The 20,165-nt window shown below is 60.7% G+C and carries 17 protein-coding genes; 9 read left to right on the forward strand and 8 right to left on the reverse strand.

Features of this window, described 5'->3' with window-relative positions:
* Nucleotides 1-15: 15 nt before the first annotated feature.
* A complete protein-coding gene (locus BW33_RS26250) occupies nucleotides 16-4,842 on the reverse strand; it encodes a DUF6543 domain-containing protein (RefSeq protein ID WP_047602446.1) in 4,827 nt (1,608 codons plus the stop codon).
* A gap of 233 nt (nucleotides 4,843-5,075) precedes the next feature.
* Between BW33_RS26250 and BW33_RS26255 the strand changes: the two genes are divergently transcribed.
* Nucleotides 5,076-6,116: an Ldh family oxidoreductase gene (locus tag BW33_RS26255; RefSeq protein WP_047602262.1), complete on the forward strand. Its 1,041-nt coding sequence runs from the start codon at nucleotides 5,076-5,078 to the stop codon at nucleotides 6,114-6,116.
* Between the two features lie 146 nt (nucleotides 6,117-6,262).
* Here the strand turns inward: BW33_RS26255 and BW33_RS26260 are convergent, their stop codons facing one another.
* Nucleotides 6,263-6,580 (reverse strand): DUF883 family protein, encoded by a 318-nt coding sequence (locus BW33_RS26260; protein ID WP_047602264.1) that lies wholly within the window; start codon nucleotides 6,578-6,580, stop codon nucleotides 6,263-6,265.
* A 153-nt stretch (nucleotides 6,581-6,733) separates the two neighbouring features.
* On the opposite strand from BW33_RS26260, the gene BW33_RS26265 reads away from it, so the two are divergent.
* The gene (locus tag BW33_RS26265) at nucleotides 6,734-6,988 is read left to right on the forward strand and encodes a hypothetical protein (protein WP_003224595.1); all 255 of its coding nucleotides are present in this window, start codon (nucleotides 6,734-6,736) and stop codon (nucleotides 6,986-6,988) included.
* 7 nt (nucleotides 6,989-6,995) lie between these two features.
* Here the strand turns inward: BW33_RS26265 and BW33_RS26270 are convergent, their stop codons facing one another.
* Nucleotides 6,996-7,910 (reverse strand): LysR family transcriptional regulator, encoded by a 915-nt coding sequence (locus BW33_RS26270; protein ID WP_047602266.1) that lies wholly within the window; start codon nucleotides 7,908-7,910, stop codon nucleotides 6,996-6,998.
* Nucleotides 7,911-7,994: 84 nt separating this feature from the next.
* Between BW33_RS26270 and BW33_RS26275 the strand changes: the two genes are divergently transcribed.
* Entirely contained in the window at nucleotides 7,995-8,918 is a 924-nt protein-coding gene (locus BW33_RS26275) for a carbon-nitrogen hydrolase family protein (RefSeq protein ID WP_047602267.1), read from the forward strand.
* Between the two features lie 114 nt (nucleotides 8,919-9,032).
* Here the strand turns inward: BW33_RS26275 and BW33_RS26280 are convergent, their stop codons facing one another.
* Entirely contained in the window at nucleotides 9,033-9,506 is a 474-nt protein-coding gene (locus tag BW33_RS26280) for an LEA type 2 family protein (protein ID WP_007966053.1), read from the reverse strand.
* Between the two features lie 64 nt (nucleotides 9,507-9,570).
* Nucleotides 9,571-11,037, reverse strand: a complete 1,467-nt coding sequence (locus BW33_RS26285; protein ID WP_027612018.1) for a nucleobase:cation symporter-2 family protein — start codon at nucleotides 11,035-11,037, stop codon at nucleotides 9,571-9,573.
* A 292-nt stretch (nucleotides 11,038-11,329) separates the two neighbouring features.
* Here BW33_RS26285 and zapE point away from each other — a divergent pair, with 292 nt between their 5' ends.
* The 3 genes from zapE to BW33_RS26300 all read left to right on the forward strand — a co-directional run bounded on the left by zapE (nucleotide 11,330) and on the right by BW33_RS26300 (nucleotide 13,722).
* Nucleotides 11,330-12,448 (forward strand): cell division protein ZapE, encoded by a 1,119-nt coding sequence (zapE, locus tag BW33_RS26290; RefSeq protein WP_047602269.1) that lies wholly within the window; start codon nucleotides 11,330-11,332, stop codon nucleotides 12,446-12,448.
* 17 nt (nucleotides 12,449-12,465) lie between these two features.
* Nucleotides 12,466-13,047: a DinB family protein gene (locus BW33_RS26295; RefSeq protein ID WP_047602270.1), complete on the forward strand. Its 582-nt coding sequence runs from the start codon at nucleotides 12,466-12,468 to the stop codon at nucleotides 13,045-13,047.
* A 177-nt stretch (nucleotides 13,048-13,224) separates the two neighbouring features.
* Nucleotides 13,225-13,722 carry a GNAT family N-acetyltransferase gene (locus tag BW33_RS26300; RefSeq protein ID WP_047602449.1) on the forward strand — a complete coding sequence of 166 codons (498 nt, stop codon included), beginning with the start codon at nucleotides 13,225-13,227 and terminating at the stop codon, nucleotides 13,720-13,722.
* 83 nt (nucleotides 13,723-13,805) lie between these two features.
* Here the strand turns inward: BW33_RS26300 and BW33_RS26305 are convergent, their stop codons facing one another.
* Nucleotides 13,806-14,015: a hypothetical protein gene (locus BW33_RS26305; RefSeq protein ID WP_047602271.1), complete on the reverse strand. Its 210-nt coding sequence runs from the start codon at nucleotides 14,013-14,015 to the stop codon at nucleotides 13,806-13,808.
* A gap of 197 nt (nucleotides 14,016-14,212) precedes the next feature.
* Nucleotides 14,213-16,459: a TonB-dependent siderophore receptor gene (locus BW33_RS26310; RefSeq protein ID WP_047602273.1), complete on the reverse strand. Its 2,247-nt coding sequence runs from the start codon at nucleotides 16,457-16,459 to the stop codon at nucleotides 14,213-14,215.
* On the opposite strand from BW33_RS26310, the gene BW33_RS26315 reads away from it, so the two are divergent.
* Nucleotides 16,446-16,673 carry a hypothetical protein gene (locus BW33_RS26315; protein ID WP_047602275.1) on the forward strand — a complete coding sequence of 76 codons (228 nt, stop codon included), beginning with the start codon at nucleotides 16,446-16,448 and terminating at the stop codon, nucleotides 16,671-16,673. The genes BW33_RS26310 and BW33_RS26315 overlap by 14 nt on opposite strands.
* Complete coding sequence (gene gorA / locus BW33_RS26320; protein ID WP_047602277.1) at nucleotides 16,657-18,015, forward strand: glutathione-disulfide reductase; 1,359 nt, start codon at nucleotides 16,657-16,659, stop codon at nucleotides 18,013-18,015. Before BW33_RS26315 ends, gorA begins: the two co-directional genes overlap by 17 nt.
* Here gorA and BW33_RS26325 read toward each other — a convergent pair.
* Entirely contained in the window at nucleotides 18,012-19,028 is a 1,017-nt protein-coding gene (locus BW33_RS26325) for a DNA-binding protein (RefSeq protein ID WP_047602278.1), read from the reverse strand. The two genes, gorA and BW33_RS26325, sit on opposite strands and share 4 nt — an antisense overlap.
* Before the next feature lie 177 nt (nucleotides 19,029-19,205).
* Here BW33_RS26325 and BW33_RS26330 point away from each other — a divergent pair, with 177 nt between their 5' ends.
* Nucleotides 19,206-20,144, forward strand: a complete 939-nt coding sequence (locus BW33_RS26330) for a site-specific integrase (protein WP_047602280.1) — start codon at nucleotides 19,206-19,208, stop codon at nucleotides 20,142-20,144.
* The last annotated feature ends 21 nt before the right edge of the window (nucleotides 20,145-20,165 follow it).

Genomic DNA, 20,165 nt, shown 5'->3' on the forward strand with positions numbered 1-20,165 from the left:
CGCATTTTTTTTGCCTCAGTTGAGCCCTCCGTGCGGTTGGGTCACCGGATCTAGTTGGCGGCCCATTTCGCAGATCAGAAAGGCGATCGAATCGGCATTGCGCAATATCGTGTCGATGCGTGGATGCGGGTTGGTCGGGCTGAGAAACGCCGTTCGCGCGTCCTCAAGATTCCTCGTGCGCGTGGTCTTGAGAACTTCCCTGCGCACATGTTCCATGCCCTCAATCTCGTCGATATCCAGCCATTCCTGAGCGTCATTGCTCCAGCGCGAAAACAGCTCTACACGGGGCGTGGACAGTGACAGGGCTTCGCGCTGAAATCGCGTTTGAACCTGTTTGCGGGCAGCTCCGTAACCGGTCACCGTAGCAATCAGATCAGCAAACGGGCGCCGCGCTTCCAGCGAGGCAATGTCGACGGTCTTGCTGAACTGATGGGAAAACTCGTGGATCAGCGTCGCTGCCCGTGCATGCCCGTCAACATTGAAAGGTTCGGTCAGGCCCGTGTTGTACCATTCCAGCCCTTGATTGAAGAACTTTTCGGTGAAGTGGACTTTCTTGAGTAAATCGCCACCCAGTACAAAGGCAATGACCCCCGAGCTGCTGTGTCTGTTCGAGCCGACCACAAAGCGACTGGTGTTCAACAGGTCTTCTGTTGGATCGACCAATGCATCACAGATCGGCACGATGGCCTGCTTCAATTTGTCGAGCATGTCGGCATCAATCCGTTGCACGTCGAAAAAAGACTTGAGAAAAGTATCGAGGCGGGTGCCCGGCACATAGTTTCTCAACTGGGCAAGATTGTGCAGGCTGTTGAATGCGTAATGCCGGGCCAGATCAATTGCCTCAATCAACATGCTTGCTTTTTCCGGATGGCGGGCGCGGATTTCTTCCATGCCCTGCGCTTCGATATTCAGCATGTACCGGGCCTGGCGATGGGTGGCGTAATGGTTGAACATCGTCGACATGGCCTTGCCGAAATGCACGGTATGGCGATCCGGATCCAGCACCAGTTGCCGGGAAGCGGTGTGTTGCAGCACCGGACCTGGCTGCTCGGCACCTTTGATTTGCCAGACGGCTCCCGGCCGCCCCACGGGATAGACTTTGCCAGCGATGGGGGCGTAGGTCGCTTTGGTTTTCAAGTCCTGATACGTGCCCTCGGCTGCATTGTGAGTCAGATCCTTCAACGCGATCGTCGGAGCCTCGAATGTCTGCAGCGAGGTGCGCAGCGGATCGGTCGGCTTTGTCTGCGCCAGGACGGGGACGCTCAGCGTGGTTGGCTGCGGTGGTTGCGGCGCTGCCACGGCTTGAGATTCCAGACGTGACTCCAGTGCCAACCGCCCGAGACTGATCATCTCCGCTGTGCCGGCGACAAAGGTTTGCAGCGCACGTTTCCAGTGGTGATCCTGCAACGCTTCGGCCGAGCCCATGAAATCCCTGAAGCTTTGCCAGAGAAACTGCACATAGGCGAGTTTGCCCGGCAGCAGGCCCCGGATCTGCTGGATGCCTGAACTGAACAGGTTCTTTGCGGCGTCCCAATCCGCCTGCGCCGACGGCATTGAATGGCCGCTCAGCAAGTGTGGCAACAAAGCCAGGTTGTCGTCGAACAACTGCAGCAGCAAGTTGCCATCGATCGGGGTGGTGGCCAGGGTCATCTCGTTCGTCTGGCCGCTGTCCGCCTTGAGCCGTGCGCTGAAGATCGAACGTTGACTTTCCGGCAAGCGGCGCAGCAGCAAGTCCTGCAGTGAGCCCGGCGTATTCAGCGCGGCGATCACTGCCGCCTCGTCCTCGAACTCAGTGAATGCGTGCTCTCCATGGTAGGGCGTATAAAGCACTTGAGGGCCGGGTTTTCCCGCAGGGCCGATCAAGTACAGCCCCAGCGCCTTGACCGCCGATTCCCCGGCGGTTTTGACCAGCGCCAATGGCCTGACAATCGCATCGGCCCCTTGCACGGTCGCACGAGCGACGGCATCGGGCATGTCGAGCACCTGTGAAATCAAGCCGAAAGCCTTCGGCGACAAGCGTTGTTGCAGTTGTAGCTGATGGGCATGCTGCAGCAGTTGCCAGGGTAGTTGCTGGATGAAACGCAGCTTGCGTTGTTCGGCGTCGACGCCATCCACGGATAACGCCGTTGTGATTTTATCGGCAAATGTTGTCGCAACGTTCAAGGACAACAGCAGGCTTCTGACCGCTTGTTGGTCAAGTCCGGTCGGCAGCGCCCGGTGGGTGCTCGAACTGAGGGTGAATGCAGTGTCCTGGGCAATATGCGCATGGTTCAAGGCGAAATCGGTCAGGCTCATCGCAGACCCGATCAGGGTCTGCGCCGGGGTGACGGTGATCTGTTCGGGGTCGAGATCCTGCCTCTGCAAGCGGGTGCTCAGCAGCGTTTCAAGCGTCTGCCTGATGTCATCACGCAAGGTTGGCAGCGCGTGGAGATAATCCTGGTCGTCTATGACGCTGAGGCGCCACTGTTCCAGCAGTTCCAGATGCAACTGCTGATCTTCAAGCCTGGCCATTCCCAGCCAGGCAGGCAAGGAGTGCTGTTTGCCGAGGGCCTGCGCCAGAGCGGTGGCGCGTTGCAGGTTGGTCTCTACCACTTGCTCACTCAACGTCTTGAGGATCTGGTTTTCGCGCAGCGTTGGCCATTGGCGGCCCCGCACCTGTTCACAGCGCTGGAGAAAATGTTCGAGCGCTGAATCGGTGCGATCCTGCAGGACATTGCCGCTGATCAGCTGTAACCGTCCCAGCGTGTAGTGTTGATGGAATCTCTGGTGCAGTGGTGAAAGGTTTTCCAGCAGCACCAGGCGTTTTTGCGGATCCAGCAGCCGCTGGTTCAAAACCTGTCTGGCGTGCTCGATCGAGCGGAAAACTTCCAGGCCCAGGGCTGGTGTCCACAAAATCGCGCGTCCCGAGTGCTGCGTATCGAGGCCACCGCGTTCCGTGACCAGAGCGCAGTTGGCCAGCGGCAGCATTTCGCTCTGCCCGGCGAGCTGTAACGTCAATGACCAGGCATCCGGCCGAATCCCGTTGAGTGCCTTGCGGCGGCTGCGATCCGGGTGATCCGGATTGAACACGGTGTCGACCAGGGCTTGCGCATGACGGCTCAGCGTTCCGTCCAGGACTCTCAACCGTGCTTCGCCATTGATGCCGACAGACAGGGCGTGTGCCAGCTTCGCGGCGATGCCCCGCAGATAAGTGCGCTGCAGTGCCGTGACGGTCAGTGGCTGGGCGGCGAAGTCTGCGGCGATGGTCGGCATGATGCTGGCGAACTTGCGAACTTCGGCCGCGGCGGTGTCCGCCAGCACCCTTGAGGGCAATTGGTTACCGGTAAGCATCGGCCGGGTGCTCCAGCGCCCGCGGGCATCCAGTGTCACAAGGCGCTCGTGGAGCATCGAACGGATGTCCAGGGCCGTGTCGAACAGCGCGCGTATATCCACGACGCCGTCGCGGTGCCGGTACAACTGCAAGGCATAGTCGATGTTCTGTCGTTGCTTGGTGATGATCAACTCGAGCAGTACGCTGAACACGTCTCCGGCAATCGATTTGCCGGAAACCTGCGGCCGGTCGAAGCCGAGGAAGCGTTGGCGCTCGTCGAGACTCAACAGACCATAGAGTTCGTCTTCGTGCCCGGGGCTGGCGAACTTGCCGAGCAGCATGGATTTTAGATCTGCGTAGTCCCTGAGTACCTGCAAACCGTGAGTCGGGGTATACAGGCAGCTGTCGGAATGGCTGATCATCAGCGCACCGGCCAGTTCCACGAAGTTTGCCTGGTGCTCCCATAAACGCACGGTTTCCACGGCTGCGCGAGGTGCCAGACGTTCACTGAAACCCAGCGACGTCAGCAGGCTGTCGAATTGGCGTTGATCGATGATGCCAGCCTCGCGTTTGAGCAAAAAGTCCGCCAGCGCCTGCTGCCGAATGATCTGCGCAAATACCTCGCGCCGCGAGGCGCCATCAGCGCTGGCCCCATTCCAGTAGCGCTCCATTTGCTGGTACAGCAACACCAGCAGTTTGCCTGAAGCCGTGGTGACGGCTGTCTCCCAGTGTTGCTGATCACTGGTCAGGAAAGTCCGGCCCGGGTGCGAAAACTCATGGGTCTGGCCAACCGGCCATCCGGTGTGGCGATAGTGCAACAGCAACGCATCGCCAAGCGACAGCGCTGCAAGCTCGCGTCGTGAGGGAAGGTCGGCCGATGCCGGGTCGGTTGCAGTCGTGGTTGCGTACAGGTTCACGCGCGTGCGTGTCTGGTCGACGCCGCGCATCGTTGGCGTCAGGAGTGCGCCGACAATGGTCTGAAGCAGGCTGCCAAGTTCGGGCAGTTGCATCAACTCATCAAGCATCGCCTGCACGTTGAGCTGCTGACAGTGCTCGATGGCGGCGCGTTGATCCTCGAAGATATCGCCTTCGACAAGCTGATAGGTCACGCTGATAGCGTGCCGTTCTGCCAGTCGTTTGCGTTGGGAAAGGGCGAGCAGGGCCAGCAGCCGATCGTCCTCACGGGCGCTGTTCAGATGCTGTTCCAGATGCGCAGTCAGGCTAGCGAGGCTGGCATGTTTTTTCAGCCCGGCAAAAGGCGTGTACAACAGGATGCCGCGATCATCCGGGGTGGCGCTGAGAATGAAGCTGCCCGCCAAGGGCACCGCTGGCGCGCCATCGATATTGAGCAGGATGCGCTGGGCAAGCATGGGCGGGGACTGCTGACTGCGCAGGGCATGGGTGGCCAGTTGCACGTGACTCAGCCATTGGAAGTCAGCGCTGGACATGTGATGGAGATTGCCGAGCTCGCGCCACGATCCGGGGGAGTTGAGAGTCGGCAGCAACAGCAGGGGAGGAATGGGAGCAGGCATCATCGGGTCTCGTTCAGGGCACCGGCCGGTGCACCGGTAAATTGAGACACGAGACTAAAGACCGGGCCGATAGCACGGGTGGTACATAGTTACCGCACAAGTGGCAGCGCAATGTGCTAGCAGCGACACGCCAGCACCGCAACGGTTGACAGCACCCGTACCGGGCGTGGTTAATCGCTGGGCAAGCTGTTCGTACGCTGTTGTTCCCTCCAATAATTAGTCTGGAGCTTCAGATGTCTGCGCCACACGATTCCGTGTCTTCCACCGTTGCGTCCACACTCTCGCTCGAAGCGCTGACGCAATTGCTTGAAAAGATTTTCCTGCGCCACGGTACGTCGGCGTCCGTCGCCCGAGTCCTGGCTGCCAACTGCGCCGGTGCCGAACGCGACGGTGCGCACAGTCATGGCGTGTTCCGTATCCCCGGTTATGTCTCGACGCTCAATAGCGGTTGGGTCAATGGACAGGCTGTGCCGCAAGTCGAAGATGTGGCTCCGGGTTTCGTGCGGGTTGATGCCGGCAACGGTTTCGCCCAGCCGGCGCTGGCCGCTGCCCGTTCGCTGCTGGTGGAAAAGGCGCGCAACGCCGGGATCGCCGTATTGGCGATTCGCAATTCCCATCATTTTGCAGCGCTATGGCCGGACGTCGAGCCGTTCGCCGAGGAAGGTTTGGTGGCGCTCAGCGTGGTCAATAGCATGACCTGCGTGGTGCCGCATGGCGCCGATCGACCGCTGTTCGGCACCAATCCGATTGCCTTTGCCGCGCCGCGGGCCGGTGGTGCGCCGATTGTCTTCGATCTGGCGACCAGCGCCATTGCTCACGGCGACGTGCAGATTGCCGCGCGCAAGGGTGAACGTCTGCCTGCCGGAATGGGTGTGGACGCTCTTGGGCAGGCAACGCAGGATCCGAAAGCCATTCTTGAGGGCGGCGCCCTGTTGCCATTCGGCGGCCATAAAGGCTCGGCGCTGTCGATGATGGTCGAGCTGTTGGCGGCGGCGTTGACCGGGGGTAATTTTTCCTTCGAGTTCGACTGGTCGAACCATCCCGGGGCCAAGACCCCGTGGACCGGACAACTGCTGATCGTCATCGACCCGGGCAAGGCTGCCGGGCAGAGCTTTGCCGAGCGCAGCGAAGAGCTGGTGCGGCAGATGCATGGGGTGGGGTTGAAGCGCTTGCCGGGTGATCGTCGGCATTTGCAGCGGGCCAGATCGCTGGCCGAGGGGATTGTGCTGGATAAGCAGACGCTGGCGCAGTTGCGAGAGCTGGCCGGGGAGTAATTATCAGATAACCAATGTGGCGAGGGAGCTTGCTCCCGCCGGGTTGCGAAGCGGCCCCCCCCCCTTGTCTATTTAAGAACAGGGGGACTGCTGCGCAGTCCAGCGGGAGCAAGCTCCCTCGCCACAGGTTTTTTGTCAGACGTCGATCAACGACGACCGAGCAGCAGGCCCACCACCAGACCGAAACCGGCGGAAATCGCCACGGTCTGCCACGGATGGCCGCCAATGTAGCTCTCGGTGGCCTCGACCGCCGGTTTGGTGCGGTCGCGCACGCTCGATACGGAGTCCAGCGCCTGTTGCAGCTTCAGGGCGATTTGTCCGCGCAGGGTCTCCGCTTCTTCGCCTACCAGTGAGGCGCTGCTCTTGAGCAGTTTGTCGGACTCTTCGATCAGCGCCTGAAGTTCGCTGAAGGCTTGATCCTTGATTTGGTCTTCGACGGCTTGCACGCGGGATTTGCGGGCCATTGGGTGACTCCTTGCAGATGAATGAACAGTGATCAATGGAGTGTGGCGCTGATTGAAAAGTTGCACTGATTTTAGGTGCGAAAGAAAAACCTGCGCGGGAGATTTCCGCCGAGCGTGTAAGATGTCGCCATTTTACGCAGCAGGTATTTCCCCATGAGTTTCAATCTGGCCGACAAATCCCTCGCCGAGCGCGCTGCGCTGGAAGACGAGAAATCCCGTCTGTTCGAACTCTGGCAGAACAATCTGGGCAAAGCCAAAGGCGAAGCCGCGCGGTTGTTCGGCGAACGCTCCAAGCGCAAGGGCAAATGGGCCGAGTGGGTGCGCGCCGAGCTTGATGGCATGTCCCCACCGGAATTCGCCAACATGGTGCGCAGTGAGGTCAATCGACTGATGGCGGCCAACAAGTAATAGCGCCTCAGTCGGTGTTGAAGCACCCGACAATCGCCTCACGCACCTTGATCACCACCGGATCGATCTGCGTGCTGGTGCGCCAGCCCAGTTCGATCGGGTAACGCGGCAGCGCCAGCGGGCAGGGCAGCAGCACCAGCCCGCTGAGCTCGGCAATGGCCTGTGCGGCGTGGCTCGGGATGGTTGCCACTGCGCCGCTGCCCTTGAGCAGATGCGGCAGCGCCGCAAAGTGCGTGGTCGACGCGCAGACCCGCCGGCTCAGGCCCAGCGCCGCGAGGCCTTCATCGGTAATGCCGATAAAACCGCCCGAGGACACCAGAATGTGCTCGCGGGCGACGAACTCCGGCAAATCGATACTGTGCTGATCGGGCGCCAGACTGCCCGGATCGACCAGACACGCATAATCCCCTTCACCCAGCACCTGACGGCTGAGCAGGCGCTCGGCGAACCCACCGGCGGTGATCGCCAGATCGATGCTGCGCTCCATCAGGGCGCGGGCGACGATCTGGCTGTGGGTCTGGCGGAAGATCAGCCGCAGCTTGGGCGCGCTGCGAGCAATGGCTTCGATCAGGCGCCGGCCATAGGCAATTTCAAAATCATCCGACAGGCCCACCGTGACCGAACGGCCGTCGTAGTGATGGGCCTCGGGGTCGACCATCGCCAGGCTCTGCCGGCATTTGTTCAGCGCCTCACTGACCACCGGTTTCAGTTGATTGGCCTTGAGCGTCGGCGCCAAGCCACGGCCGGTGCGCACGAACAACTGATCGCCATACACCTCGCGTAACCGGCGCAGCGCCGCGCTGACGGCCGATTGCGTCACGCCCAGGCGCAGCGCCGCACGGCTGGCGCTGGACTCCTCATGCAAGGCTTCGAAGACTTTCAGCAGGTTGAGGTCGACGGTTACGATATTCATTTGGCTCATATCATTCAGCAGTGAATCGGTGTTTATTCATGATCCCGCGCCGCCGCAGAATCGGCAACACTTGAACCCGATGGAGTGACCGCAATGCCCAAATCAATCGTCGCCGCCCTGCAGATCGGCGCCTTGCCCGGTGGCAAGGGTGAAACCCTGGAACAGATCCTCAGCTGGGAAACCGCGATCAGCGAGTCCGGCGCGGCGTTGGTGGTGATGCCTGAAGCGTTGCTCGGGGGCTATCCGAAAGGTGAGGGCTTTGGCACGCAGTTGGGTTATCGCTTGCCCGAGGGGCGCGAGGCCTACGCCCGCTACTTCGCCAACGCCATCGATGTGCCGGGGGCAGAAACCGAGGCACTGGCCGGTTTGTCGGCGCGCACCGGGGCCAATCTGGTGATCGGCGTGATCGAGAGTGCCGGCAGCACGTTGTATTGCACGGCGCTGTATTTCGATCCGCAGGCAGGGCTGGTGGCCAAGCATCGCAAACTGATGCCGACCGGCACCGAACGGTTGATCTGGGGCAAGGGCGACGGCTCGACGCTGCCGGTGCTCGACACTCAGGTCGGCAAACTCGGTGCGGTGGTGTGCTGGGAAAACATGATGCCGCTGCTGCGCACGGCGATGTACGCCAAAGGCATTGAAGTCTGGTGCGCGCCGACCGTGGACGAGCGCGAGATGTGGCAGGTCAGCATGCGTCACATCGCCCACGAGGGCCGTTGCTTTGTGGTCAGTGCCTGTCAGGTGCAGGCTTCGCCGAACGAGCTGGGCGTGGAGATTGCCAACTGGCCGGCGGATCGACCGCTGATTGCCGGCGGCAGTGTAATTGTCGGGCCGATGGGCGATGTGCTGGCCGGGCCATTGCGCGGGGAGGCGGGGTTGCTCACGGCTGAGATCGATACTGATGAACTGGTTCGGGCGCGGTATGACTATGACGTGGTCGGCCACTATGCGCGGCCGGATGTGTTTGAGCTGTCGGTTGATGAGCGCGCCAAACCCGGCGTGCGCTTCACCGCATAACCCGCGCACCGACCTGTAGGAGTGAGCCTGCTCGCGATAGCATCGTGTCAGCCAATACCTTTATTGACTGACACGATGCTATCGCGAGCAGGCTCACTCCTACAGTTAGGTGGGTTACCAGGTCGCGGCGGTGGCCTTTGGCAAACTCAGCTTGCCACTGTCGACAAAACGCATGGTGCCGAACACTCCGCCTGCGAGTTTGCCGCGCAGCACGTAAGGCAGGTTGTCGAGGGTTTGTGTCTGGCTCAGGCCGAGGGTCTGGCGCAACACCGAGAACGCGGAAACGCTGACCGGCACGCTGACCACGGTTTCCGAGAAGCGCGGGATCGAGCCGACCTGATCGCTGACGCCCGAGGCCAGTGGACGGCCATTGACCTCCAGATCCAGGGCGATGCCGTTGTAATCGATGGCCGTCTCATTGGGGTTCTGCACCCGCAACTTGATCGCGAAGCGCACTTCCAGATCCTGGCTCGGCAACGGTTCGAGGCCGACCACGTTGATGTTCACCGGATCGCGATTGGGAAACAGCGCGCAGGCACTGAGGGACAACAGCAGCAGGGACAGGATGACGGCGTGGACGCGGCGCATAAACGGTCTCTCAACGAAAAAGGGCTGAACCGTTGCCGGCTCAGCCCTTTTTCATGGCGCAGCGTCAACGGTTCAACTGTGCGACCGCCGCTGCCGTTGCAGGTTCAGCTTTGGCCGGCAGATCGGGGTTTTCCATGACCTGCAGAATCGACGCTTCCGGATCGAAATCGTCTTCTTCCAGCTCAATGAATTCTTCCGGCAGGAAGATATTCAGCACGATAGCGCACAACGCACCGACGGTGATCGGCGATTCGAAGATGTTACGCAGCGCTTGCGGCAACTCGCGCAGCACTTCCGGCACGGCGGCGATGCCCAGGCCCATGCCCACGGAGATCGCCACGATCAACATGTTGCGCCGATGCAGGCCAGCCTCGGCGAGGATCTTGATCCCGGCCACGGCCACGGTGCCGAACATCACCAGCTCAGCGCCGCCGAGCACCGGTTTGGGCATCAGTTGCAGCACCGCGCCGATCATCGGGAACAGCCCCAGCAGCACCAGCAGGCCGGCGATGAAAAACGCCACGTAGCGGCTGGCGACGCCAGTCAACTGGATCACGCCGTTGTTCTGCGCGAACGTGACCATCGGCATGCTGTTGAACACCGCGGCCATCGCCGAATTGAGGCCATCGGCGAGCAGGCCGGACTTGATCCGGCGGATGTACAGCGGACCCTTGACCGGTTGCCGCGAGATCATCGAGTTGGCCGTCAGGTCACCCGCTGCTTCCAGCGGCGAAACCAGGAAGATCACCGCCACCGGCACGAACGCCACCCAGTCGAAATTGAAGCCGTACTTGAACGGCACCGGCACGCTGACCAGCGGCACTTCGGGCATCGAGGCGAAATCCACGGTGCCCATCAGCCAGGCGACCACGTAGCCGAGGGTCAGGCCGATGACGATCGCGCCCAGGCGCAGAAACGGCACGTCGACGCGGTTCAGCACAACAATAGTGCCGATCACCAGCGCTGCCAGAAATACATGGCTGGCGGCGCCCAGATCGGGCGCGCCGAAACCGCCGGCAATGTCGGTCATCGCCACTTTGATCAGCGACAGGCCCATCAGGGTGATGATGGTGCCGGTGACCACCGGGGTGATCAGCATCCGCAGTTTGCCGATGAACTGGCTCAGCACCACTTCGATGAACGCTGCGAAAAAGCACACGCCGAAAATTGTCGAGAGAATTTCATCGGTGCCGCCGCCCCGGGCCTTGACCATGAACCCGGCGCTGAGAATCACGCTGATAAAGGAAAAACTGGTGCCCTGCAGGCACAGCAGCCCGGAACCGACCGGGCCGAAACGCTTGGCTTGAACGAACGTGCCGAGGCCCGAGACGAACAGCGCCATGCTGATCAGGTACGGAATTTCACTTTGCAGGCCCAGGGCGCCGCCCATGATCAGGGTCGGGGTGATGATGCCGACGAAGCTGGCCAGCACGTGTTGCAGCGCGGCGAAGACGGTGGCGGTGAGGTGCGGACGGTCGTTGAGGCCGTAGATCAGATCGTTGTTGCGCGGGACTTTTTCAGAGGCGGTCATGGTGTTTTGCGCGCCGTGAGGCGGGGCCGGGTCAGAAAATGGAGGCGCAGGATGCCGCAAGAGGGCGGCGAGGGCAACGAGCAAAAATTGCCTGAAAGGTCAGGTTTTATTGGGTTTGAAAAGGATCTTCCTTTAAATCAAAAGATCGCAGCCTTCGGCAGCTCCTACCTGTCGCACTCCCGTGGGAGCTGCCGAAGGCTGCGATCTTTTGACTTTATTTCTTAAGATCAAGATCAAAAGATCGCAGCCTCGTTGCACTCGACAGCTCCTGCAGGGATATATACTGCCGCGCATGACTTTCGACTCTCCTTTAAGCGCCTGGCAACACGCGATCGAGCACAAGGGTTTCATCCAGGATGAAGCCCAGGAGCATGCGGTCTGGGCCTTGCAAAAATGCCATGAAGCCTTGCACGCCGGTGCCCGTTCGGTCACCGGCGTGTACTTGTGGGGCCCGGTCGGGCGTGGCAAGACCTGGTTGATGGATCAGTTCTATCAGAGCCTGCGGGTGCCGGCCCGACGTCAGCACTTTCATCATTTCATGGGTTGGGTGCACCAGCGCTCGTTCCAGTTGACCGGGATCGCCGATCCGCTGCGGGCGCTGGCCAAGGAGCTGGCGGCGGAAGTGCGGGTGCTGTGTTTCGACGAGCTGTACGTCAACGACATCGGTGACGCGATCATCCTCGGTCGGCTGTTTCAGGTGATGTTCGACGAAGGCGTGGTGGTGGTCTGCACCTCCAACCTGCCGCCGGATGAGCTGTACGCCGATGGCTTCAACCGTGATCGGTTTGTCCCGGCGATTGCCGCGATCAAGGCGCACATGCAAGTGGTGGCGGTGAATGGCGCCGAGGATCATCGCTTGCATCCGGGCGCGGGCCTGCAGCGTTACTTTGTCGCGCCGCCGGGGCAGGACAGTGCGCTGCAGCAGGTGTTCCAGTCGCTCAGCGCCGGGCAGCCCGCCAGCGCGGAGCCAGTGCCTGTCGGTCATCGCATATTGAACGTGGTGCAGGCCAGCGAATCGGTGCTCTGGTGCCGCTACGCCGATCTCTGCGAGCAACCGTTCGCCGCGATGGACTTCATCGCACTGTGCGACAGTTATCGGTCTATTCTGTTGAGCGACGTGCCGAACCTCAGCGCGCAGCAACGCGAAGGGCGCATCGCCCGCGGTACCGAGGACGGCTCGGCGCAGGTGGTCGCCGGCGACCGCGAACTGCCGCAATTGTCGGTGCACGACGACGGCGTGCGTCGCTTCATTGCTTTGGTGGACGAGTGTTACGACCGTAAAGTCCCGTTGTACATCGAGGCCCAGGTACCGATGGACGCGCTGTACACCGAGGGTTATCTGGAGTTCCCGTTCCGGCGTACCCTCAGCCGATTGCAGGAAATGCAGCTGCAGCGTTTTGCCGAATCCTGAGCGAAGAGGGCGCGAGTATGAGCCAACCGCTGTCGCATCATTTACTGACCATGGCCTACCAGAACGCGTGGGCCAATCATCGCCTCGGCAAAGCCTGGAATCAGCTCGACGCCACTGAGCTGGCGGCGCCGCGAACGAGCTTCTTTCCGAGTATCCGCCTCACCCTCAATCACATCCTCACCTGCGACTGGTTCTACGTCGACGCTCTGGAGCGTGAGTTGCGCGGTGACGAACCGCATCCTGATTGCTATGTTTTTTTCAACCATGACGAGCCGTTTACCGAGGCCGCAGCGCTGCGTGAAGAGCAGGCGCACGTCGATCGTCGGTTGATCGCTTATTGCGAACAACTGCGCGATGCCGATCTGGGGCGGGTCGTCACCATCGCCCGTGAAACGCCGCAGCATGACAGTCGCTTGCGTATGCTTTCGCACCTGTTCGAGCATCAGATCCATCATCGTGGGCAGGTGCATGCGATGCTCAGCGCGACCTCGGTGAAACCGCCGCAACTGGATGAGTTTTTCTGCGTCGGCGAGAGCGGGTTGCGTGCTCAGGATTTTGCCGAGTTGGGTTGGACGGAAGAGCTGATATGGGGACGTTGACGCTGGAAGGTCAAAAGATCGTCCGATCGCGGCCCGAGCCTGCGGCAGCGCCTACAGTGATTTGTTGTCGGATAAACATTTGCGTTCTCGGGTTGTGGCCCACAACATCCTCGCGTTAAGGTCGAGCAGCCTTTCAGGTGCGCACCTTGCACGCCGGGGCCATGATCGGGGATGGAAATGGATTCCGCAGAAATTCTTGTGCTGCAAGCCAGTTACACCAATCCACTGCACGCCGAAGCCATCGGCATCGTGCTCAATCATTACGCAGAAGATCCCATGGGCGGCGGCCATTCGCTTGCCCCTGAACTGCTGCGTCGCGTACCGGAGGAACTGGCGCGCAGGCCTCACGCGTTCAGCGTGCTGGCGTTCGTCGGTGGCGAGCCGGCAGGGCTGGTGAACTGCTTTGAGGGTTTCTCGACGTTCGCTTGCAAGCCGCTGGTCAATGTCCATGACGTGGCGGTGGTTTCGAAATTTCGCGGCCTCGGCCTGAGTCAGAAAATGCTGCGCAAGGTCGAGGAGATTTCCCGCCAGCGCGGATGCTGCAAGATCACCCTGGAGGTGCTCGAAGGCAACGAGGTGGCACAGAATTCCTACCGCAAATTCGGCTTCGCCCCCGGCATGTTCGACCCGGAGCATGGCCGCATGCTGTTCTGGATCAAGGATCTGCAGGCATAAAAAAAGGCGCCCGGACAGGGCGCCCAACTGTCGTCTCCGAGGCCAGAGCGGAGCCATCGGAGGTCCATCGGTTGCTCGGTGAATCAGTCGCGATAAGACTCGGTGACTTGCGCGGTCTGATCGTCCGGAACCTTCAGTTCCGCGGCTTTGCTGTCGGTCGACTGCCCGCTTGGCGCGTGGTGGACCGGGAAGTTGTCGTAGTAATGCCGCATGCGTTCGGCGCCGCCCTCGGCAAAGGCGCTGGCGGAACCGAGGGCGAGTAGCCCGGCGAGAATGACGGTGGTGGTTTTCATGGTGCCTCCTACTGAAAAACGTGGGAGCCGTTCGTCCATGAAGCAGATCTCGGGACACAGTGTCCCGGTGGGGAATTAACTCGGAGTTAACAGCGGTGGCGAGGGGGACGCATTGCGCGTCACCTTGCGAGTGGGGCCGCTTCGCGACCCATCGGGGATAATCCCCTCACCCCAGGGGTCTTGTTTGAGTGGATTGGTCAGAGCTTCCAGTCCAGGCTCAGCGTCACCGTGCGCGGATCGCCCCAGTACACGCCGTTGTAGAAGCCGACGTTGTCGTAATACTTCTTGTCGAACAGGTTATCGACGTTCAGCGACGCCGACAGATGCTTGTCGAACTCATAGCGCGACATCAGCTTGACCACGGTGTAAGCCTCCTGATTGATCCGCGCCGGTTCAGTGATGATCCGGCCATTGGCGCCGCGCCCGACCGGGCGGTTGGCTGCGCCATAGACGTCGCTCTGCCAGTTCACCGCGCCACCGACGGTCAATGCGTGCCAGTTGCCCGGCAAGCGATAGGCCGTGGACAGCCGCAGCATGTTCATTGGTTGAGCGGTGTTGCTGCGCTGTTTTTCGCCGTCGACGGAGTGGGTGTAGGTGTAGCCGGCGGTCATGTTCCAGCCGCTGAGAATTTCGCCGGACACTTCGGCCTCGAAGCCATTGACCTTGCTGCCCTTGCCGCCGGATTTGAAAAACTCCTCGCCGCTCACCGGGTCCGGGGGTACCGAGTTGTCACGCTCGGCGACGTTGTCCTGTTTGCTCCAGAACACTGCCGTCGCCAGGTTCAGGCGTTCGTCGAGCAGGCTGCCCTTGAGCCCGACTTCGTAGTTGCTGCCGATCACCGGGTCGAGATAATTGCGGTTGCTGTCGCGGTTGCTCTGCGGTTTGAAAATGTCGGTGTAGCTGGCGTAAACCGTGTATTCCGGCGTCAGGTCATAGAGCAGGCCGGCGTAGGGCGTCCAGATATCATTCTGGCGTTGATGGGTGGCGTCGGTACTGGTCAGTTTTTGCTGCGCGTCATAGTAGTAATCGGTGCTGGATTCATCCCAGCTGCCATAGCGGCTGCCGAGTACCGCATGCAGCTCATCGGTCAGGCTCAGGCGTGTCGCGAGATAACCGGCTTTCTGCCGGGTGATGCCACGCGAACCCGGCAGACCGGTCACGGTGTCAGCGAATTTGCCGATATCGCCCATGTATTTCCAGTCGCGGATCTTGCTGTAGTCGGCGGCTTGCGCGGCGTTGAAAGCATGGGGCGAAGTCGAGCGGTTTTCCGCCTCGCCATAGCCGAACATCATTTCGTGTTCGCGACCGAACAGCTGATACGGCCCCGACAGGTTGAAGTCGTAGACGGCCATTTTCTGCGTGCCGAGCATGTGTCCCATGTAAGCCGTCATGCCGCTGCGGTCGGCTTCGGGAAAACCGGCGCCGCCGTAATAGACCTTGCCGTCGGTATCACTTTCGCGATGGGTGTAGGCTGCCTTCAGCTTCCAGCCATCACCCAATTGCTGGTCCAGGGTAACGAATGCGGTCTTGTCCTTCAGCGGCCAGGAACTCCAGGATGTCGCCATGTTCGTCGACCGCCCGAGACCGGCCTTGCTGCCGTCGGCGTTCCAGTACGGCACGGTGCCCCAGGACGTGCCCTGAACCTGCTTGTCCTGGTAGTCGTAACCGACGGCAAGCACCGTGGAGTCGGTCAGATCAGCTTCGAGAATGCCGTAGCCGACCTCGCGTTGCAGCGCGTATTTGTCACGGAACGATTGGCTGTCGCGATAGGCCAGCACTGTGCGCCCACGCAGCCGACCATCAAAGGCGAGCGGCCCGCCGACATCGACATAGCTGTAGTAATTGTCGTAACTGCCGCCGCTGACCCCGGCCAGTGCCTGCCACTGGGCAGTCGGGCGCTTGCGCACCATGTTGATGGTGGCTGAAGGGTCACCCGCGCCGGTGGTCAGGCCAGTGGCGCCGCGTACCACTTCGATGCGGTCGTAGATGATGGTGTCCGAGTCCGACTTCATGCGCCCGAAGGTATTGAGCATTCCGTCGATCTGGAAATTGTTGATCGGGTAACCCCGCGCCGAATAGCTGACCCGGTCCGAGTCGTTGTGTTGCACGACGATGCCGGTGGTCTGGCGCATGGCTTCGGACAATGTACCGAGCTTGAAATCATCCATTTGTTGACGCGTGACCACGGACACCGATTGCGGCGTTTCCTTGATCGACAGGTTCAGCCGCGTCGCGGTGTTCATCGCGCCAGTGGTGTAGGAATCAGTGTTTTCGGTATTAACGCCGAGGCCTTCGGCGCTGACGCTGGTGGCGTCCAGTTCCAGCGCCTGGGCGGCGGATTGTGGCGCTGTTTCAGGGTCGGTTTCAGCCAGCAGATCGGGACTCAACGCCATGCTGAACAAGCCGACAGTCAGGGTCATGGAACGGGTAATGGGCGCGAACATCGCAGCCGACTCCTTGTCTTCGAGGGAAAAAATCCATTGGTTCAAAGACGAGGTGCAGCCCGGCGATTTAGTGACAAACAAGAAATATTATTATTTGGACATGTTTCCCGACAGCGCCGATCTGCGCGAAAAGCTGCGCACAGCGCTTGCCCAATGGACGGCGGCGGGTATGCTGATGGCCTGCCGAGGAGATAGAAATGGCCTACGATTTTGACCTTTATGTGATTGGTGCCGGTTCCGGCGGTGTACGCGCGGCGCGCTTTGCCGCCGGTTTTGGCGCGAAAGTGGCGGTAGCCGAGAGCCGTTACCTGGGCGGCACCTGCGTCAACGTCGGCTGCGTGCCGAAGAAACTGCTGGTGTACGGCGCGCATTTCGCCGAAGACTTTGAACAGTCGTCCGGTTTCGGCTGGAGTCTGGGCGAAGCGAATTTCGACTGGGCGACGCTGATCGCCAACAAGGACCGCGAGATCAATCGCCTCAACGGCATTTATCGCAACCTGCTGGTCAACAGCGGCGTGACCCTGCACGAAGCCCACGCGAAGATCGTCGGCCCGCACGAGGTCGAGGTCAACGGTGAGCGCTTCACTGCGAAAAACATTCTGATTGCCACCGGTGGCTGGCCGCAGATTCCGGAAATCCCGGGGCACGAACACGCGATCAGTTCCAATCAGGCGTTCTTCCTCAAAGAACTGCCGAAACGGGTCCTGGTGGTCGGTGGTGGCTATATCGCTGTCGAGTTCGCGGGGATTTTCCATGGCCTGGGCGCGAACACCACGCTGCTGTATCGCGGTGATCTGTTCCTGCGTGGCTTCGATGGCTCGGTGCGCAAGCATCTGCAGGAAGAACTGACCAAGCGTGGCATGGATCTGCAATTCAATGCCGACATCGCGCGCATCGACAAACAGCCAGACGGCAGCCTGAAGGCGACTCTCAAGGATGGCCGCGTGCTGGAGGCCGATTGCGTGTTCTACGCCACGGGCCGGCGTCCGATGCTGGACAACCTGGGGCTGGAAAACACCGATGTGCAGCTCACCGACAAAGGTTTCATCAAGGTCGACGAGCAATACCAGACCAGCGAGCCGTCGATTCTGGCGCTGGGTGATGTGATCGGTCGGGTGCAACTGACGCCAGTGGCACTGGCCGAAGGCATGGCGGTGGCGCGGCGCTTGTTCAAGCCTGAGCAATACCGTCCGGTGGATTACAAGATGATCCCGACGGCAGTGTTCAGTCTGCCGAACATCGGTACTGTCGGTCTGACCGAAGAGGAAGCGCGCGAGGCGGGTCACGAGGTGGTGATTTACGAGAGCCGCTTCCGCCCGATGAAGCTGACGCTGACCGAGTGTCAGGAGAAAACCCTGATGAAACTGGTGGTCGACGGCAAGACCGACAAAGTCCTCGGTTGTCACATGGTCGGTCCGGACGCGGGAGAGATCGTCCAGGGTCTGGCGATTGCGCTGAAGGCTGGCGCGACCAAGCGTGACTTCGACGACACGATCGGGGTGCACCCGACGGCCGCCGAAGAGTTCGTCACCATGCGTACGCCGGTCGGCGCTTAAGCGTCCTTCGCTTTGGCTGTGTCTGGCGCTGCTGCAGCGGTAGCCGCCAGACGCAAGCTGTCCTCGAGGCTGGCCTGAGTCTTGGTCAGTTCCTTTTCCAGTGACTGATTGAGCTGCCGCTGTTCGTCGACATCCTGTTTCAGCGTCTGACTTTCCAGCAGGGCCACGCGCAGGCGTTCCTGGAGGAGGGTGCGTTCGTTGTCGACGCGAGTGGCTTGCTCCAGCAACTGATCCTGACGCTGGTTGCTGTGCTTGAGCTGATCCTGCATCAGGCTCAGTTCGCGCTGAGTGCCGCGGTTTTCCGTGAGCAGGCGTTCGTTGTCGCGGTGCAGCTGGGTAATCTCGTCCTGACGCACCAGCGCACTTTGTTGCGCCTGACGCAATTCCATCTGCAACTGCTGAAGCTGTCCTTCGTGACGGGCTTGTTCCTGCTCGCGCTGCTCTTTGCTGGCGTTGCGGTAATGCTCGAGAGCATCACGGGCGTGCAGGTGTTTCTCTTCCAGCGAGCGGATCTGCTCATCCTTGTCCTGCAGGCGCAACTCGAAATCAGCCAGCGCCTGATTGAGACCGGCGTTACGGGTTTGCTCGGTCTGCAGCATCGAACGGGTTTCTTTCAACGCCTCGGATTCGCGGGCCAGTGCCGCACCCTGGATGTCGTGCTGTTGTTCCAGTTGCTCGAGTGCCTGGCGTACCTGTTTGAGCTCCGACTCCAGGCTTTCACGCTGCTCTTCGAACTGCTCGCGCGCTTGTTCGATCGGCTCTTGCGCCTGTTCCTTCAGGCGCTGGGCGAGACGCGAGACCAGTGCGGTCAGCTCATCATTGATCGGTTCTGCGGATGCTTCGACCGGTTGGCTGCCGTCATCCAGCTCTTTCAGATAACGATGGATCGTGGTTTTCGAACCGGTGTTGCCCAGTTCGATGCGTACTGCATCGATGCTGGGGTGTTCGCCTCGGGCCAGAATCGCTGTGCGCGCGATCTGCACCACTGCTTTGTTTACGCCACCACGGGCCATGTGAACTCCTACCATTACGTACTGTGGTACATGCCACCAGAGTACGCAGTGTACCATGCTGAAAATAAAGTTAAATGCTTGATTAATAACAGACGGGATATACTGGTATTACCCAATGTCAGACCCCTGAATCGGTTTTTTCATCCAGCAATCAGTACGCCTGCGAGAACACTGCCCATGAGCGAGATCGATCGTTATCTGCAAGCCGCCACCCGTGACAACACCCGCCGCAGCTATCGCTCGGCGATCGAACATTTCGAAGTGAAGTGGGGCGGCTTTCTGCCGGCAACCGCCGACAGCGTGGCGCGGTATCTGGTCGAGCATGCCGGCGTGCTGTCGATCAACACACTGAAACTGCGGCTGTCAGCGCTGGCGCAGTGGCACAACAGTCAGGGCTTTGCCGATCCGACCAAAGCCCCGGTGGTGCGCAAAGTGTTCAAGGGCATTCGGGCGCTGCATCCGGCGCAGGAAAAACAGGCCGAACCGTTGCAATTGCACGATCTGCAGCAAGTGGTCGACTGGCTGGAACAGGAAGCCAGTAGCGCCAGGCAGAATCAGGATCGTCCGCAGTTGCTCAAGGCCTATCGCGATCGGGCGCTGATCCTGCTGGGCTTCTGGCGGGGTTTTCGCAGTGATGAGTTGTGCCGTCTGCAGATCGAGCATGTGCGGGCGCACGCCGGCAGCGGCATCACCCTGTATCTGCCGCGCAGCAAGGGCGACCGCGACAACCTCGGGCAGACGTATCAGGCGCCGGCGCTGCTCAAGCTGTGCCCGGTGCAGGCTTATATCGACTGGATCACCGAGGCCGCACTGGTGCGCGGTCCGGTTTTTCGCGGCGTTGACCGCTGGGGCCATCTAAGCGAGGAGGGCTTGCACGCCAACAGTATCATTCCGCTGCTGCGTCAGGCGCTGGAGCGCGCCGGGATTCCGGCCGAGCGCTACACCAGCCATTCCCTGCGCCGCGGCTTCGCCACCTGGGCGCATCAAAGCGGCTGGGATTTGAAATCGCTGATGAGTTACGTCGGCTGGAAGGATATGAAATCAGCCATGCGCTATGTTGAAGCCAGCCCCTTTCACGGGATGGCCCGGATTACGGATAAGCCGCTGTCGTCGTAGATATGGTTTTCTTCTATTAAT

This window comes from Pseudomonas sp. RIT288, assembly GCF_000631985.1.
Taxonomy (GTDB): Bacteria; Pseudomonadota; Gammaproteobacteria; order Pseudomonadales; family Pseudomonadaceae; genus Aquipseudomonas.